This window comes from Sphingomonas cynarae (assembly GCF_039537815.1).
In the GTDB taxonomy this organism is placed as follows: Bacteria; Pseudomonadota; Alphaproteobacteria; order Sphingomonadales; family Sphingomonadaceae; genus Sphingomonas; species Sphingomonas cynarae.
In genome coordinates this window covers 273,615-289,896 of record NZ_BAABBF010000001.1, presented here as the reverse complement: position 1 = coordinate 289,896, position 16,282 = coordinate 273,615, and the positions used below count along the sequence as shown (strand labels likewise).

General features: G+C 67.0%; 15 protein-coding genes. 6 read left to right on the top strand and 9 right to left on the bottom strand.

All coding sequences use genetic code 11. The annotated features are described in order from the left end of the window. The first annotated feature begins 28 nt into the window (after nt 1-28). Complete coding sequence (locus tag ABD719_RS01360; protein ID WP_192125578.1) at nt 29-418, top strand: acyl-CoA thioesterase; 390 nt, start codon at nt 29-31, stop codon at nt 416-418. On the opposite strand, the gene ABD719_RS01355 is transcribed toward ABD719_RS01360, so the two are convergent. Beyond that, entirely contained in the window at nt 415-915 is a 501-nt protein-coding gene (locus tag ABD719_RS01355; RefSeq protein WP_344691538.1) for a GAF domain-containing protein, read from the bottom strand. The genes ABD719_RS01360 and ABD719_RS01355 overlap by 4 nt on opposite strands. Before the next feature lie 137 nt (nt 916-1,052). On the opposite strand from ABD719_RS01355, the gene ABD719_RS01350 reads away from it, so the two are divergent. Continuing rightward, nucleotides 1,053-1,433 carry a hypothetical protein gene (locus ABD719_RS01350; protein WP_344691536.1) on the top strand — a complete coding sequence of 127 codons (381 nt, stop codon included), beginning with the start codon at nt 1,053-1,055 and terminating at the stop codon, nt 1,431-1,433. 19 nt (nt 1,434-1,452) lie between these two features. Here ABD719_RS01350 and ABD719_RS01345 read toward each other — a convergent pair whose 3' ends face one another. From ABD719_RS01345 to ABD719_RS01315, 7 genes are all read right to left on the bottom strand, one after another. Continuing rightward, nucleotides 1,453-2,103 (bottom strand): UPF0149 family protein, encoded by a 651-nt coding sequence (locus ABD719_RS01345; RefSeq protein ID WP_344691534.1) that lies wholly within the window; start codon nt 2,101-2,103, stop codon nt 1,453-1,455. Nucleotides 2,104-2,123: 20 nt separating this feature from the next. Next, the gene (locus ABD719_RS01340; protein WP_344691532.1) at nt 2,124-2,288 is read right to left on the bottom strand and encodes a hypothetical protein; all 165 of its coding nucleotides are present in this window, start codon (nt 2,286-2,288) and stop codon (nt 2,124-2,126) included. A 97-nt stretch (nt 2,289-2,385) separates the two neighbouring features. Then, nucleotides 2,386-4,719 (bottom strand): xanthine dehydrogenase family protein molybdopterin-binding subunit, encoded by a 2,334-nt coding sequence (locus tag ABD719_RS01335; RefSeq protein ID WP_344691530.1) that lies wholly within the window; start codon nt 4,717-4,719, stop codon nt 2,386-2,388. Continuing rightward, complete coding sequence (locus tag ABD719_RS01330) at nt 4,716-5,702, bottom strand: FAD binding domain-containing protein (RefSeq protein WP_344691528.1); 987 nt, start codon at nt 5,700-5,702, stop codon at nt 4,716-4,718. Before ABD719_RS01330 ends, ABD719_RS01335 begins: the two co-directional genes overlap by 4 nt. Beyond that, complete coding sequence (locus ABD719_RS01325) at nt 5,699-6,244, bottom strand: 2Fe-2S iron-sulfur cluster-binding protein (protein WP_344691527.1); 546 nt, start codon at nt 6,242-6,244, stop codon at nt 5,699-5,701. The genes ABD719_RS01330 and ABD719_RS01325 overlap by 4 nt, the downstream gene beginning before the upstream one ends. 74 nt (nt 6,245-6,318) lie before the next feature. Next, complete coding sequence (locus ABD719_RS01320; protein WP_344691525.1) at nt 6,319-8,118, bottom strand: DUF885 domain-containing protein; 1,800 nt, start codon at nt 8,116-8,118, stop codon at nt 6,319-6,321. Between the two features lie 75 nt (nt 8,119-8,193). Then, nucleotides 8,194-8,562: a hypothetical protein gene (locus tag ABD719_RS01315; protein ID WP_344691523.1), complete on the bottom strand. Its 369-nt coding sequence runs from the start codon at nt 8,560-8,562 to the stop codon at nt 8,194-8,196. A 45-nt stretch (nt 8,563-8,607) separates the two neighbouring features. On the opposite strand from ABD719_RS01315, the gene ABD719_RS01310 reads away from it, so the two are divergent. From ABD719_RS01310 to ABD719_RS01295, 4 genes are all read left to right on the top strand, one after another. Next, nucleotides 8,608-9,867, top strand: coding sequence for an MFS transporter (locus tag ABD719_RS01310; protein WP_344691521.1), 1,260 nt, complete (start codon nt 8,608-8,610; stop codon nt 9,865-9,867). A gap of 71 nt (nt 9,868-9,938) precedes the next feature. After that, nucleotides 9,939-10,145, top strand: coding sequence for a hypothetical protein (locus ABD719_RS01305; protein ID WP_344691519.1), 207 nt, complete (start codon nt 9,939-9,941; stop codon nt 10,143-10,145). A gap of 156 nt (nt 10,146-10,301) precedes the next feature. Next, nucleotides 10,302-10,817 (top strand): Ros/MucR family transcriptional regulator, encoded by a 516-nt coding sequence (locus tag ABD719_RS01300; protein ID WP_192125568.1) that lies wholly within the window; start codon nt 10,302-10,304, stop codon nt 10,815-10,817. A 167-nt stretch (nt 10,818-10,984) separates the two neighbouring features. Continuing rightward, on the top strand, nt 10,985-13,144 hold the full coding sequence (locus ABD719_RS01295) for a TonB-dependent siderophore receptor (protein ID WP_344691516.1): 2,160 nt from the start codon (nt 10,985-10,987) through the stop codon (nt 13,142-13,144). Between the two features lie 47 nt (nt 13,145-13,191). On the opposite strand, the gene ABD719_RS01290 is transcribed toward ABD719_RS01295, so the two are convergent. After that, a complete protein-coding gene (locus ABD719_RS01290) occupies nt 13,192-16,185 on the bottom strand; it encodes a TonB-dependent receptor (RefSeq protein ID WP_344691514.1) in 2,994 nt (997 codons plus the stop codon). Between the last annotated feature and the right edge of the window lie 97 nt (nt 16,186-16,282).

Below are 16,282 nucleotides of genomic sequence, written 5' to 3'. Positions count from 1 at the left end.
GGCGGTGCCGCCATGCTATGATGCGACCATGACGACGATCCCCCATGCCTATGCCATCGCGGTCGATCCGGCGGACATCGATTTCATGGGGCATGTCAACAATGCCAGCTACCTGAAATGGGTGCAGGAGGCGGTCGTCAGCCATTGGCAGAAGCTGGCCCCCGCCGATGCCGTCGCCGCGCATCTGTGGGTCGCGATCCGTCACGAGATCACCTATCGCAAGCCCGCCTTTCTCGATGACGAGGTGATCGCGACCGTCATCCTCGAAAAGGTGCAGGGCGCCCGCGCCTTCTACGAAACGATCATCCGGCGCGGCGAAGAGGTACTGGCCGAGGTGAAATCGAGCTGGTGCTGCCTCGACGCCGAAACGCTGCGCCCGGCCCGGCTGGCGCGTAGCGTGGTCGACCGCTTCTTCTAGATCGATCCCGGCCGGATCTGGGTGGTGCCGATGTCGTGCGCGAAATCGCGCAGCAGCATCGCCTCCTCGTCGGTGAAGACGGCACGGGGAATGTTGTCGCTGACGCACAGCACGCCGATCGCATAGCCGGCGCGATCCCGTATCGCCGCGCCGGCGAAGAAATTCACCTGCCCGTTATCGACCCAGGGATTGCCCGCGAACCGTTCGTCGTTGGGGGCATCGAGCACCACGAACACATGATCGGGATCGCCGACGACATAGCTGCACAGCGAGGTCGATCGCCGATACATGCCGAGCAGGCCGCCCGATGATGCGATGACGTACATCGTCTCGTGGAGGATCAGCGTGATACCGCACCACCGGGCATCCATGACATGACGGACATGGTTGGTGATCTGTGTCAGGTCGGGATCGGCGATGCGGTTCATCAGCCCCGATGCCCTGGCGGCGTCGCTCCGCTGGCGCTCGTTGAGCGGCAGCGGCGCCGGCGTGAACATCGTTATCCCCATGATATCCTGACCATGTGATAGGGGATATCAATCTAACGGTGATGACCGCCGCCAGCCTAGCGAAATCGGCTACCGTTTCGGTTCGACCGGCGGATGGCGCCAACAGGGCGAAGGACGATGACCGGATGACCGACAAGACGTTGACGACCGACAAGGCTTCGACGGCATGGAATGCGGACGGCGTGCGGGCGTGGCTCGATGGCCGCATCGCCGCATCCCGGGCGGATCAGGTCGTCGCCGAACGCGGCGGCCGCGCCCGGCAGGACGATTGCGATCAGGCGACGGCGGAGGAGATGGTCTGCACCCTGTTGCGCGGCAAGGCGTCGCTCGACGATCAGGCGACGTTCGTGGCGGCACTGCGCGCGCTGCTCGACCGCGACGAATATATCTGGCGCGGCGTGTATGACGACGCCCGGTTCGACCGCCATGTCCGCACCTATGTCCGCAAGCTCGTGAAGATGGCGAAGACGACCACCGGGTTCGACCGGACGGGCCATTATCAATAAGGCGGGGAGGACGAACCTGTCAGGGGCAGCAGCGTTTGGCCTTCCTGCCCGATCCGCAGGGACAGGGATCGTTGCGCCCGACCTTGGCCGGTGACGGGATCGGTATGGCCGCAATACCGTTACGCGGGCGTGAGGCGTCAAGGCGTAGCACCGCGTCGATCAACAGGCCGGGCGCCTCCACCTCCAGCGCGTTGAGCTCCATGCTGTCGAGCGTGCTTTCCTGACGCGCCACGTCGATCAGCAGCGACAGCCGCGCCCTCGCCTCCACCACCGACGCGTCGTCGGTCGGCGCGATCCAGGCGTCGGGGCGCAGCGCCATCGCCTCGGCGAAGCCGTCGATCCACAGCTCCCACAGCACATCGCCGTTACGCTCGTCGATGTCGAAGATCGGCTGCAGCTTGCCGCGATCCAGGTCGCGGACGATCGCGTCGTGCCGCGCCATCACCGCATCGGCGAACCATTGCACGTCGATCGGATCGTCGAACGGCGCGACGCCGCCATCGTCGATACCCCAGACATTCTGCATCCATTCCGTCGGCAGCACCGGATCGGGACACAGGATGACGCCGGTCAGAAAACCGTCCAGCTCGGTGAGCAGCATCGGCTCCTCGACCGGCAGGTCGGCGAGCGCCCCGTCGAGCCGGCGATAGTGGGAGGGAAGCTGTTTCATCGTCCGGGCGACCTTGAGCGTTACAGGCGGAGATCGCGCTTGCGCATCTCGGCCGACGCCATCTCCCATAGCGGCGTCGGCGTCGCGCCCCGGAATATATCGGCGAAGTCGAGCAGGTCCTCGTCACCCAGCGCCACGATCGACGCCTGTATTTCACCCAGCCGCGTGACCGCCTGCTCCGCCACGGCCGTCTGCCGCCTGATCCGACTTCTTAACATCGCCGCTGGATAGCAGCATCGCGCCAGAGGCGACAGAGCGGAAGCCGCCCCATGCGACCCCGTGCTATGCCAGCAATTTGTCGAGCGTGATGGGCAGGTCGCGGATACGCTTGCCGGTCGCGTTGAACACCGCGTTGGCGACCGCCGCGCCGACACCGGTGATGCCGATCTCGCCGACGCCGCGCGCGCCCATCGGCGTGTGCGGATCGGGAATGTCGGTCCACATCACCTCGATGTCGGGCACGTCCATATGTACCGGCACATGATATTCGGCGAGACTGGGATTCATGATCCGGCCGCTGCGCTCGTCGAACTGCGTCTCCTCCATCAGCGCGAGGCCGAGGCCCATGATGATGCCGCCGCGGAACTGGCTGGCCGCCGTCTTGGGGTTGAGGATACGGCCGCAGTCGAACGAGCCGAGGAAACGGCTGACCCGCACCTCGCCCGTCACGGCGTTCACCCGCACCTCGCAGAACATCGCACCATGCGAATGCATCGACCAATGCATCGTCTCCAGCGGCGCGGGCGGAGTCGCCTCCACCACCACCTCGTCGCGCTGCGCGCGCGACAGGATCGAGGCATAGCTTTCGCGTGCGGCCGGATCATCGATCCGGGCGAGGCCACCGTCCACCCCGACGACCGCGTCCGCATCGAGACCTGCCAGCGGCGAGTCATTGCCCGCCAGCTTCAGCAACTCGGTCACCAGCGCGCGGTACGCCGCCATCACCGAGGCGCCGATCGCCGCGGTCTGCTGCGATCCGCCTGCCATCACCGTGCCGGGCAGCGTGCTGTCGCCGTAACGGAACGTCACCTGCTCCATCGCGAGGCCCAGCCGGTCGGCGGCGACTTGGGTCTGCGCGGTGGCGGTGCCCATGCCCATGTCGTGCGCGGCGATGTCGATCGTGGCGTGACCATCCCGGGCCAGCGTGATCCGCGCCGCGCCGCCGGGCATCCGGTAATAGGGATAGGTCGCGGTGGCGACGCCGGTGCCGATCAGCCATTCGCCCTCGCACCGGCTGCCGGGCGCGCCGCGCGCGTCCCAGCCGAACCGTACCGCGCCATCGCGGTACGCCTTCTCCACCTCGCGCGAGGAAAAGGGGGCGCCGGTGGTCGGGTCCTTGTCGGGCTCGTTGCGCAGGCGCAGCTCGATCGGATCGATGCCCATGTCGACCGCCAGTTCGTCGATCGCGCTTTCCAGCGCGAAGGTACCGACCGCCTCGCCCGGCGCGCGCATGAAGGTGTTGGCGACCATGTCGAGATACGCGACCTCGACATCCAGTGCCATCGTGCCCGCGGCATAGGCGCTGCGGGTCGGCAGGATGAAGGGTTCGGGCAGCACGTTGTGATGGCTCATCGCCACGGTGCCGGTATGGATCAGCGCTTCGAACCGGCCGTCCGCCGCCGCACCGATCGCCACCCGCTGTTCGGTCACGGTGCGCCCGCCGACGATCCGGTACACGCCCTCGCGCGTCAGCATCAGCCGCACCGGGCGGCCCGCCAGTTTCGACGCGGCGGCGGCCAGCACCTGATGCTGCCACAACCCCTTGCCGCCGAACCCGCCGCCGACGAACGGCGAGGTGACGTGTACCTTGTCCTCGTCGATCCCGAACACATGCCCCAGCGACCACGCCATATGCGCCACCATCTGCGACGCATCGTGGACACGCAGCGTATCGCCCGTCCACGTCACCGTCACCGCGTGCAGTTCGATCGCGTTGTGGCTGTGCCGCGGCGTCGTATAGGTCCGGTCGACCTGATGCACCGCCGCCGCCAGCGCCTTGCCCGCATCGCCGCTCGCGAATTTCAGCGGCTGGCCCATGAAGGTGCCCGGTTCCGTGCCCTTCGCCTTGGCCGCCGCCATCGCGGTCACCGACGGATCGACATCATAGGCGATGTGGATCAGCGAGGCGGCGTGATCCGCCTGTTCCTGGCTGTCCGCCAGCACCAGCGCGAGCGGCTCGCCATTCCAGTAGATGCGGTCGTCCTGCATGATCGGCAGGTCGTTGCCGCCGCACGCCTTTTCGGACGTCATGAACAATGGCATCGGCGCCATGCGCGGCGCATTGCGATACGTCATCACCAACGCGACGCCGGGCGCAGCCTCCGCCGTCGCCGTATCCAGCGTCGCGATCCGCCCCTTGGCGATCGTGCTGAACACCAAAGCGGCATAGAGCATCCCGTCGAGCGGAAACTCCGCCGCATAGGTCGCCTCGCCCCGGACCTTGACCGGGCCGTCGAGGCGGGAGATCGGCTTGCCGATATGGCCATGCTGCGCGCGGATCAGCGGATCGGAGCGCCCGCCCGGCATGAAGCTGTCGGGAGCGAGCTGGATCGCCTTCTGCATCACGCCCTGCACGGCGCCCTGTACCGCCTGTTTCGCGTCGTCGAGGATGCTCATGCGTCCACTCCCCCCAGTTCGGCCAGCACGGCCGCGATCGTCCGCTTCGCCAGTTCGATCTTGAAGCCATTGTCGCGCAGCGCGCGCGCGTCGGCGAGTTCGGCCGCCGCCGCCGCCCGGAACGCGTCGATGGTCGCGGGGCCGCCGCGCAGCACCGCCTCCGCCGTCAGCGCCCGCCACGGCTTGTGCGCCACCCCGCCCAGCGCCAGCCGCACATCGGCGACGCGGCCGTCCCGCACCTCCAGCGCCGCCGCCACCGACACCAGCGCGAAGGCGTAGCTCGCCCGGTCCCGCACCTTGCGATAGGTCGAACGGGCCGCGATCGGCATCGCCGGCAGTTCGATCGCGGTGATAAGCTCGCCGGGCGCCAGCACCGTATCGAGATCGGGGCGATCCCCCGGCAGACGGTGCAGGTCCGCCAGCTTCACGCTGCGCGTCCCGGTGGCGGCGGCCAGATGCACCACCGCGTCCAGCGCGACCAGCGCCACCGCCATGTCGGACGGATGCGTTGCGACGCAGTCGGGCGACGCGCCGAGGATCGCGTGGATGCGGTTGAACCCGCCGATCGCATCGCACCCTGTGCCCGGCGTGCGCTTGTTGCAGGCCGATCCTTGCGTATCGTAGAAATAGGTGCAGCGCGTCCGCTGAAGCAGGTTGCCGCCCGTCGTCGCCATGTTGCGGATTTGCGCCGACGCCCCCGCCAGGATCGCCCGCGCCAGCACCGGATAACGGGTGCGCACCGCGCGATGTTCGGCAAGCGCGGCGTTGGTCGCGGCCGCGCCGATCAGCAGGCCGCCCTCCTCCGTTTCCTCGATCGCGCTCGACAGTCCGGTCACGTCGATCAGCCGGTCGGGCCGCTCCACCGTCTCGCGCATCAGGTCGACCAGATTGGTGCCGCCACCCAGATATCGGCCGTTCGGCGCTTCGGAAAAACGCAGCGCCGTCGCGATATCGCCGGCGCGGTGGAAATCGAACGGGGTCATGCCGCGTCCTCCCCGACCAGCGCTGCGTCGCGGGCCGGCACCGGTGCCCCGGCGTACACGTCCATGATCGCATCGACGATGCCGTTATGCGCGCCGCAGCGGCACAGGTTGCCGCTCATCCGTTCGCGCAGTTCGTCGCGGTCGAGCGCGATCGTCGCGGCGGACAGGTCGGCGGTGACATGGCTGGGCATCCCCCGCCGCACCTCCGCCGCCATGCCGATCGCCGAACAGATCTGGCCAGGGGTACAGTAACCACACTGGAACCCGTCATGCTCGACGAACGCGGCCTGCAACGGGTGCAGCGCGCCCGCCCCGGCCAGTCCCTCGATCGTCGTCACCTCGGCCCCGTCATACTGCACCGCCAGCGCGAGGCAGGACACGATCCGCCGGCCATCGACCAGCACGGTACACGCCCCGCAGGCACCCTGATTGCAGCCCTTCTTGGTGCCCGTCAGGCCCATCCGGTCACGCAGCATATCCAGCAGCGACACGCGGGGATCATCGGGCAGCGGCACCGACGATCCGTTGACCGTGATAGGCATGACGCATTCCTCCCGATGATATGATCGCAGCCTAGATCAATGATATCGCTCCCGCAATCACGCAGGCGTGGGGTTCATCCGCCGCGCCGGATCACCCGTTCCAGAATGGCGAGCGGCATCGCCCCCTTCAGCAGCACACCATGGAACTGCTTCAGGGTGAAGCCCGGCCGCTTCTGCGCCTCGGCGCGCAACCGCGTCCAGACGGTTTGGCCGATCTTGTAGCTGCACGCCTGCCCCGGCCAGACGGTGTAGCGGTCGATCTCGCCCTGACTGCGCCCGCGCGCGATGCCGGTGGTAGCGATCAGGTAATCGGTCGCCTGCTCGCGGCTCCACCGTTTGGCGTGCATCCCGCTGTCGACCACCAGCCGCGTCGCGCGGAACAGCAGCGATTGCAGATAGCCGACCTGCCCCAGCGGATCGCCCTGATACATCCCCATCTCGTCCGCCAGTTGCTCGGCATAGAGCGCCCAGCCCTCCGAATAGCCGCTGAAGAACCCGCGACGGCGGATCAGCGGAATCTCGGTGCTTTCCAGCGCCAGACTGACCTGCAGGTGATGGCCGGGCATCGCCTCGTGATGGGTCAGCGTGGCGAGGCCGAACTTCGGCCGGTCGAACGTGTCGCGCAGGTTGATGTAATAGATCGCCGGCCGGGACCCGTCGAGCGAAGCGTTCTGGTAATAGCCGCCCGGCGCGCCCGCCTGGATCGTCGGCGGCACCCGCCGCACCTCGACCGGCGCCTTGGGCAGCGTGTCGAACGCCTCGGGCAGCCGCGCCTGCATCGCGACGATCTGGCGGTTGAGCTGCGCCAGCAGCGCCTCGCGCCCCGGATCGGTGTTGGGATAGAGCTGGTCGGGCCGCTGGTTGAGCGCGACCAGCCGCTGGCCGACGCTGCCCTGGCTCATGCCCTGCGCCCTCAGGATGGTATCGATCCGCGCCGAGATCTCCGCCACCTGCGCCAGCCCCAGACGATGGATCTCGTCTCCGCCCATCGCCACCGTCGTCGCGGCCTCCGCCGCCGCCGCATAATAGGCATCGCCATCGGGCAGGCGCCAGCAGCCGGCGTCATGCACCGCCTTGCCCCGCAGTTCCTGCACGAAGGCGCGCTGGCGCTCCAGCGCCGGGAACACCTCGCGCGCGACGATCGCCGTGGCGCGGGCCACCCGATCGGCGGGCAGGTTCGCCGCCTTCAGCTTGGCGGCGAAGCTGGCGACCATCACCGTCTGCTCGGCGGGGCGCTCCATCGCGCTGCCCAGCTGCTTCAGCGTCGTATCGAGGATGTAGTCGGGGGCGAACACGCCGCGCGCGGCGTCGCGGCGCTGCCGGTCGGTACTGTCGTCGATCGTCCTGGGAAAGGCGGCGAGCCGCGCCAGATAGGCGTCGGCCTCGCCCGCGTCGCGCACCCGCGCCTGCGATTCGAGGAAATCGGGCACGTCACGATACGGGCCGGTCAACTGGCTGAGCACATAAGGCGCGAACCGGCCGAGGCTGTCGCCATAGGTGAACCGCTGCGCCCCCGCGACCGCGCGGGTCAGTTGATAGGTCACGATCTCATGGTCGAGCGCGGCGGCGGGCGACAGGCCCGCCGTGCCGAACGCGCGCAGTTCGGCCAGTTCCGCCTTGGCCCGCGCCACGTCCTCCGCCTGCCCCGCCGCCGACACGTCGTCCAGCTTCGCCTTCAGCCCGGCACGCGTACCGCTGTCGAGGCCGAGCCGCGTCGCCTGTTCGGGCGATGAATCGAGCCGCACGTAGAAGAACCGGTCGAGCATCGCGCGCAGCGCCGCGTTGCGATCCGCCGGGGCGGCAGCGGCCTGAATCGGCAACGTTCCGGCAGCCGACACCGCCGCGGCACCGGCGAGAAAGTTGCGACGATCCATGACTGTTCCTTCGATGGGTTAGCGATCCTGTCGTACCACCCTACCGCATCGTCACGGGAAATCGAGTGCGGCGTCTCAGGAGTCGAAGGCGACCACCCATTGCGGATAGCCGTCCGGCGTCATCACGATATCGGCGCGCGCGACGGGATCGCTGCCCGTCTCGATCCAGCCGGCGCCATGGCAATGGTCGCAGATCGCGCGCTTGCAGCGGAAACTGATCAGATCGATCTCGGTGTTCCATTGGCCATGGCCGCGGCAGACCGGGCATTTCGCATCGAGGCTGCCGTTGCGCGGTTGCAGCGGGATGATGTCGAATGCGTGGGGACTGTCCGGTCCGTCGCAATGGACGATGTTGCTGGCGTGGCCGATCGTACGTCTCCCTCGCCGCCCGAACGAGCGGCGGGCGACGGGGTTGCGTGGCCTGGTCGGCCGCGTGGCCGGCATCGGGCCGGCTTGGTGGATCGGCCCCGCGGGGGTAGGGCCGCGATCATGACGATGTCTTCCGGGTCTTCCGGTGATGCAACCGCCGCCACCGCGCTGGCGGCGGGGTCCGTCGCCTATCGACGGTTGACGCTGGCGATGCTGTTCGCCGGCTTCGCGACCTTTTCCACGCTCTATGCGGTACAGCCGCTGCTTCCCCTGCTGGCGGCGCATTACGCGCTCAGCGCGGAGGCCGCGTCGCTGGCGGTGTCGCTCGCCACCGGTCCGCTGGCGCTGGGCATCCTGGTGGCGGGTGCACTGTCCGACCGGGTGGGGCGACGGCCGCTGATGGTCGCGGCGATGATGGCGGCGGGCATCCTGACGCTGGCCGCCGCCGTCGCACCGGGATGGTATATGCTGCTCGCGCTGCGGCTGCTGGCCGGACTGGCACTGGCGGGCGTGCCCGCGGTGGCGATGGCCTATGTCGCGGAGGAGGTGGACGCCGCCTCGGTGGGGTCGGCGATGGGGCTCTACATCGCGGGCAGCGCGCTCGGCGGCATGGGCGGGCGGCTGATCGCCAGCCTGGTCGCCGCGGTCGCGGACTGGCGCTGGGCGCTGGCCGTGGTCGGGCTGGCGGGGCTGGCGATGGCGGAGACGTTCCGGCGACTGGCGCCGCCGTCGCGCCGCTTCGTCGCCAGCGCGGGCGGCTGGCTCGCCCTGCCGCGCGGGGCGCCGATGCTGTTCCGGGATGCAGGGCTGCGGCTGCTCTATGCCGAGGCGTTCGTGCTGATGGGGGCGTTCGTCACCATCTACAATTATGCCGGGTTCCATCTACTCGCCCCGCCCTATTCGCTGGGACAGGGCGCGGTGGGGGCGGTGTTCCTGCTCTATGCGTTGGGGTCGATCAGTTCGGGCTGGTTCGGGGCGCTGGCCGGGCGGGTCGGGCGGCGGCGGGTCTTCTGGATACCCGCGACCATCCTGATGGCGGGCATCGCGCTCACCGCCGCGCAGCCATTGTGGCTGGTGGTGTCGGGGATCGCAGTGGTGACGATCGGGTTCTTCGGCAGCCATTCGATCGCCAGCGCCTGGGTCGGTCGCCGGGGCGGCGCCGCGCGCGGGCAGGCCGCCGCCTGGTATCTGTTCTTCTATTATCTGGGGTCGAGCGTGCTGGGATCAGTGGGCGGGGTGGCGTGGACACGCGCCGGCTGGCCGGGGGTCGTCGGCTTCTGCCTGGTGCTGGGCGCCCTGGCGCTGGCTGGCGGGTTGCTGCTCCGCCGGGTGGAGCCGCTGGGATCGACCCCCGCGCTGCCGGAACCGGTCGAACCCTGATGCACGGACAGACATCGAAGCAACCACCGCGCCGCTCCGCCGTTGATGCACACAATAATGAGGACAGGACGATGGGCTGGACGAAGATCGACGAGGCGACCGTGCCGATCAACCGCCCGGTTCTTGTCCGCACCGTCGAGGGCGACGAACCCGTCGTCGCGTTCCTGAGTGCGGAACGGATCTGGTATGCCGGCGGCGCCATGGTGCAGAACTCGTCGACGCTGCTTGGCGCCACACCTACCGAATGGTGCGAACCACAGGGCGACGATCGCCTGTAGCATTCGCGATTATTCGTTTTTTATGACCGATCACGTCGATATCGCGGCACGATGTTCGTCGCCGATCATTGACAGTGACGGAGATATTACCACTTACGCGGCAACCGAAACATCTTCGGTGCGCCATACCTTCTTTTTCTGACTATCGGACTATCCATGACCACCGAGATCAACAGCGTAGAACTTGCCACCGACCTTACCATCGCCTGGCTGAGCAATCCCAACACCCGGACGTCGGCTGACGACGTGCCTGCATTCCTGCAGTCGATGTATGCCGCCGTCGAAAAGCTTGGCGGATCGCCTGCCGCGGAAGCCCCCGAGCAGGATACGCAGGAATATGTTCCCGCGGTGACGGTGCGCAAGTCGCTGGCCGGCCGGGATCACATCATCAGCCTGATCGACGGCAAGCCTTACCGCACGTTGCGCCGCCATCTGACCAGCAACGGCCTGACGCCGGAAGAATATCGGGCGCGCTACAATCTGAAGCCCGATTATCCGATGGTCGCCGAATCCTATAGCGAGGCACGTCGCGCGATGGCCAAGTCGATCGGTCTCGGCCGCAAGGCCGGCCACAAGGTCGAACAGGCAGCGGAAGGCGTCGCCACCAAGGCGAAGCGTGGCGGCAAGGCCGCTCTCGATGCTGCCAAGGAAGCGCTCGGCACCAACGATTGATGCCTTGTGTCCGGGGCGACGGTATCGTCGCCCCGGATGCCGCTTTGCGACCGATCGGCACCCGCATCGCGGCAAGGCTATGATCCGGCGCCGATCTTTTTCGATAATGACTTGCAATAACGACAACCTGACCGGTAGGAGCGCCTCCGTTCAGGGAGTTCAGAATAATGACCGCGATCATGGCGCTGCTGGCAACTGCCGCTGCCGTTTCCACCACGCCTGCCCCGGCCCCCATGCCGCCCCGCAGTGCCGAACCGCAACGCTCGGCCGATCCGCAAACCGCCGACGAGATCGTCGTCACCGGTGCGCAGACTGCGGGCAGCGACGATTACACGATCAACGGCCAGACGACGGCGACCCGCCTGCCGCTCAGTCTGCGCGATACGCCACAATCGGTCAGCATCGTCACCCGTGCGCAGATCGAGGATTTCCAGCTCAACGACATCAATGCGCTGCTGACGACGGTGCCGGGGATCAACGTCCAGCTCTCCGATACCGACCGCGTCTATTATTCCGCCCGCGGCTTCGACATCCAGACCTTCCAGATCGACGGCATCGGCGTCCCCTTCGCGTTCGGCATCCAGACCGGGTCGATCGATACCGCGATCTATGACCATATCGAGGTGGTGCGCGGCGCTCCCGGCCTGTTGTCGTCGACCGGCAATCCTGCGGCGGTCATCAACTTCATCCGCAAGCGCCCGACCCGTACCCTGACCGCACGGGCCAGCGCGCAATATGGCTCCTACGACAATCTCCGGCTGGAAGGTGACGTCAGCATCCCCCTGACCGCCAACGGCAGCATCCGGGCGCGGGCGGTGGGCGTGTATTTCGATACCGACAGCTATCTCGACCGCAACCATCTGCGCCGCTGGACCGGCTATGGCATCGTCGAGGCCGATCTGGGTCCCGATACGGTCATCAGTGGCGGGTACGGCCATCAGGATCACAAGAGCAACGGCGCGCTGTGGGGCGCGGTGCCGCTCCTCTATACCGACGGCACCCGCACCGAGCTTGACCGATCGAACAGCACCGCGCCCGACTGGTCCAGCTGGGGGGTGATCGACCGGCAGATATTCGGCGATCTGACGCACAAGTTCGGCAATGGCTGGGTCGCCCGGGTTAGCGCGATCCGCCGCGCGACCGACGAGGACAACGAATTGTTCTACGTCTATGGCAATCCCGACCGGACGACCGGCGCGGGGTTGCGCACCTATCCCGGCGCGTTTCGCGCGCCCACGCGCAACCTGACGCTGGAGGCGTATCTGACCGGACAGGTATCGCTGTTCGGGCGCGACCACGACGTCATGCTCGGCATCAACCGCAGCGCGCAGCAATATCGCCAATATTCCAGCTACGGCGCGATCGATCAGCCGGTCATGCTGGACACGATCCTGGCCGGCAATGCCGTCCGCCCGGATTTTCCGACCACCTACGATCTCAGCCTGGACCGACATACCCGGCGCGAAACCGGCTATGGCCTCGTCCGCTTCAATCTGGCCGATCCTTGGAAGCTGATGGTCGGCGGCAATGTCACCCATGCGACCAGCCGGGGTACGTCCTACGGGACGGCGGTGAACTTCGACAATACGCGCTTCCTGCCGTTCGTCGGCTCGACGCTCGACCTGTCACCGACGATCAGCGCCTATGCCAGCTTCGCCACCATCTTCAATCCGCAGGTCGAGATCGATGCCGCCAACCGCGTGCTGGCACCGATCAAGGGCAACAACTTCGAAATCGGGCTGAAGGGCGAATGGTTCGGCGGCCGGTTGAACGCGACCGCCGCGCTGTTCCAGACGCGGCAGGACAATACCGCGCAGTTCGACGCGTTCCTGCCGTTCACACAAGGAGACGGCACCATCATATCCCGCAACACCTATATCGGGGTCGATGCCCGCGCGCAGGGGATCGAACTCGATGTCGGCGGGCGGATCGCCACCGGCTTGCAGGTGACGGGCGGCTACACGCTGATGCGCGTCGACGGCAATGACGGCGACCCCGTCCGCACCTTCGTGCCGCGCAACACCGGCCGCCTCAACGTCAGCTATGCGCCGCCCGCGCTCGACCGGCTGAAACTGGGTGCCTCGCTGCAATATCAGAGCCGCATCTATTACGATGCGACCACCGCGACCGGCGTCCGCGCCCGGATCACGCAGGGCGATTACGCACTGCTCGATCTGCTCGCCAGCTATCGCCTGACCGATCGGGTGGCGGTGAGCGCCAATGTCCGCAACGTGACCGGTACGCGCTATCTGACCGGGCTGACCTATGACCAGAGTTTCTACGGCGTGCCGCGCACCGTGCTGGGGACGGTCAGCGTGCGGTACTGACGGGGTGCGGCCCGGCCCATCGGCCGGGCCGCACGGTCACGATGCCCTTACAGCTTCACCCGCGCCCCGGCGAAGAAGGTGCGGCCGAAGTGGTTGTACTCGTAGTTCCGGTTGGTATCGAGATCGGTGTAGCGATCGCGATACTCGTCGGTCAGGTTGGTGCCTTCCAGCGATACTTCGAGGTTCTCGGTCACGCGATACCGGATCGAGGCATCGACGTTGATCGTCGAGTTGTACCCTTCGAAGATGTTGCCGGTGGCACTGTTCTGATCGACATACGGCCCGCGATAGCTGATCGACCCACGCGCGGAGAACTTGCGATCCTCGTAATAGAGCGTGCCGTTATACTGCCGCTTCGACAGGCCGAACAGCGTACCTGTCCGCGTTGTCGTGACGTTCGGCCCGAACCCGCAGGCGGCGGCCGGATTGGCCGCGGGTACGCACGGGTTCACGGTCGGTCCCTGCACCGTATAGGTCGCACTGGAATCGATCAGCGTGGCATTGGCGATCGCGCCGAAGTTCTTCAGGAAACCCGGCAGGAACCGGAACGTCGTCTGCAATGCGATCTCGACGCCTTTCAGCGAGGCACCCTGCCCGTTCACCGGTGAGGTGATCGTGTACAGCACATCGGCATTCTGTGGCAGCGCTGCAGGGCTCGACGGCGGGATCACCGATCGCGGCAGACCGGTCGAATCGAACGTGCCGGTGGTCGCCTGCGATACCGGGAAACTCTCGACATTCTTCTTGAACACCGCGACCGAGAAGATCGACTGCGGCGCGAAATACCATTCGGCGGCCAGATCGAACGCGGTGGCGCGGAACGGATCGAGCTGTGGATTGCCGAAGGTGACCCGGTAGTTGAACCCGTCGACCGACCCGCCCGGCGTCAGATTGCCGAGGGTCGGGCGCGTCAGCACCTTGGCGATCGCACCGCGCAGGATGATCTTGTCGGTCGGGAACAATGCGACGTTGAGTGCGGGCAGCCAATCCGCATAATTACGCGCGATCGTCACCGCCACGCCGTTGTTCAGCCCGGTCGAAACCTGATGCGTGTGGACGTAGCGCATCCCGCCATTGGCGGCATAATCCAGTCCGAACACCGTACCCTTCACGTCGATCTCGCCGTAACCGCCGCTCACCTCCTCGCTCACGCTGCGTACCTGCCCGGCATCGACGACCAGCGGTCGGCCATAGAGACCGGTATAGGCGGCGGAGGCGGCGATGTTGGGGATGTAGAATTCGTTGGTGTTGCCGGCTGGCTGGCCGGCGCCGCCGATGTTGAACGTCTCACCCAGTCCTGCCGCCGGAAAACCATAGATCGCGGTCGGGCCGAACAGCGACGGCGCCGAACAGGTGATGGCACCCAGCACCACGTCACGCCCCGCCGCCGGACATACCACCGCATCGCGGGTGAACGCTTCCGACGCGAACGAGAATTTGCGGTACAGCCCGCCCAGCTTCAGCTTGTACCCCTCCGCCAGGTCGTATTCGGTGCGCAGTTGCACCGTGCGGAACTTGTTGACCGTGCTCGACGGACGATCGCGGATTTCGGCCAGCTGGAAATTGGCCGGATCGGTCACGCTGGTGCCGAACGTCAGCAGCGGACTGCGCGAGTCGCGATAGTCATAGCTGTACCCCTGCGCATCGCGGTCGTCGAAGACGAACGTCGTCTCGACCGGGATCGTCGCGTCGGACTGCGAGATGCCACCCAGCAGCGTGAAGCGCAGCTTGTCGGTGACGTCCTGATCCCAGCTGCCGCCGACCTGATAGAATTCGGTCTTCGACCGGCGCAGATAATGTTCGGTCCGCACCCAGGCATCGTTCAGCGTCGCGGCGATCAGGTTGTTGTTGCTGTCATAGACCGGATTGACGACATCGATCGACCGTTCGTTGGAGCGGAGCAGCACCTCGCCATATTTCTCCTCGCGCGTCTCCTTGAAGCGGGAATAGAGCGCGTCGACCGAGAATTTGCTCGATTCGCTCGGCTGCCACTGCACGCTGCCGGTCAGGCCCAGCCGCTCGCGGTCGTGCAGGATATAGCCGTAGCGCGGGATGCGCGGGTGGAAGGCGAGCGCGGCCTGATCGCACGCCGCGTTCGGGCGATAGAAGCCGCCCGCGTTGTTGGCGCGGACCGTGCCGGTGGCGGTGGTGGTGAAGCAGGGCGTGCCGTTCACAGAATCGAACCGTGCCTGCGCCCAGCGCACCGTGTTGTTGCCCAGTTCGAGGTTCGCGGTCTTCTGATAGGCCGCCGACACCGCCGCCCCGAACGTGCCGTCGGGTGATTTCCACGACAGCAGCCCCGCCAGCCGCGGCCGCACCTTGTCCGACAGGTCGTTATAGGTCGCCACCGCCGAGCCGACGAGCGTGAAGCCACGCTTGCCGCCCAGCGGATTGCCGGTGTTGAGATCGACCACCGCGCCCAGCGACCCCTCGTCGAGCGAGGCTTCCGCGGTCTTGTGGACGACGATCGAATTGAAGAGTTCGGATGCGAAGACATTGAAATCGAACGCACGGTCGCGATTGGCGCTGGCGCCGTCGGTCGAGGTCGCGACCGTCTCCAGCCCGTTGACGCGCACGCGGGTGAACTGTGCGCCAAGCCCGCGCACGGTGATCGCCCGTCCCTCGCCCGCGTCGCGCTGGATCGAGATGCCGGGGATGCGCTGCAACGATTCCGCCAGATTCTGGTCGGGGAACTTGGCGATATCCTCGGCGACGATCGCATCCACCGCCGATACCGACTCGCGCTTCACGCTGAGCGCCGCGTCGAGCGATTTGCGGAAACCGGTGACGATGATGTCGGCGCCCTCCGCCGCATCGACGGCCGTATCCTGCGCGACGGTGGCGGCCGGATCGGGGGCGGTGGTGTCGGTATTCGGCACGATCGCCGACTGGACCGGCGCAGGGTCGACCTGCGCGGGCGTGCCCGGCGTGTCGGTGGCGGGAATCCGCGCGGCCTGCCCCCATGCCGTCGCCGGCATCATCATCGCCAGCGCCAGTACCGCCGCGGAGGCACTTCCCAGCTTCGTCCCGTCGATCCGCATCCCTCAACTCCCTTGTCGGACCCCGTCGTTGCGGGTGCCTCGTCTTCGGTGGCGACATCGCCGGATCGGCAGATGCCAATCCGGGCCGATGCCCGCG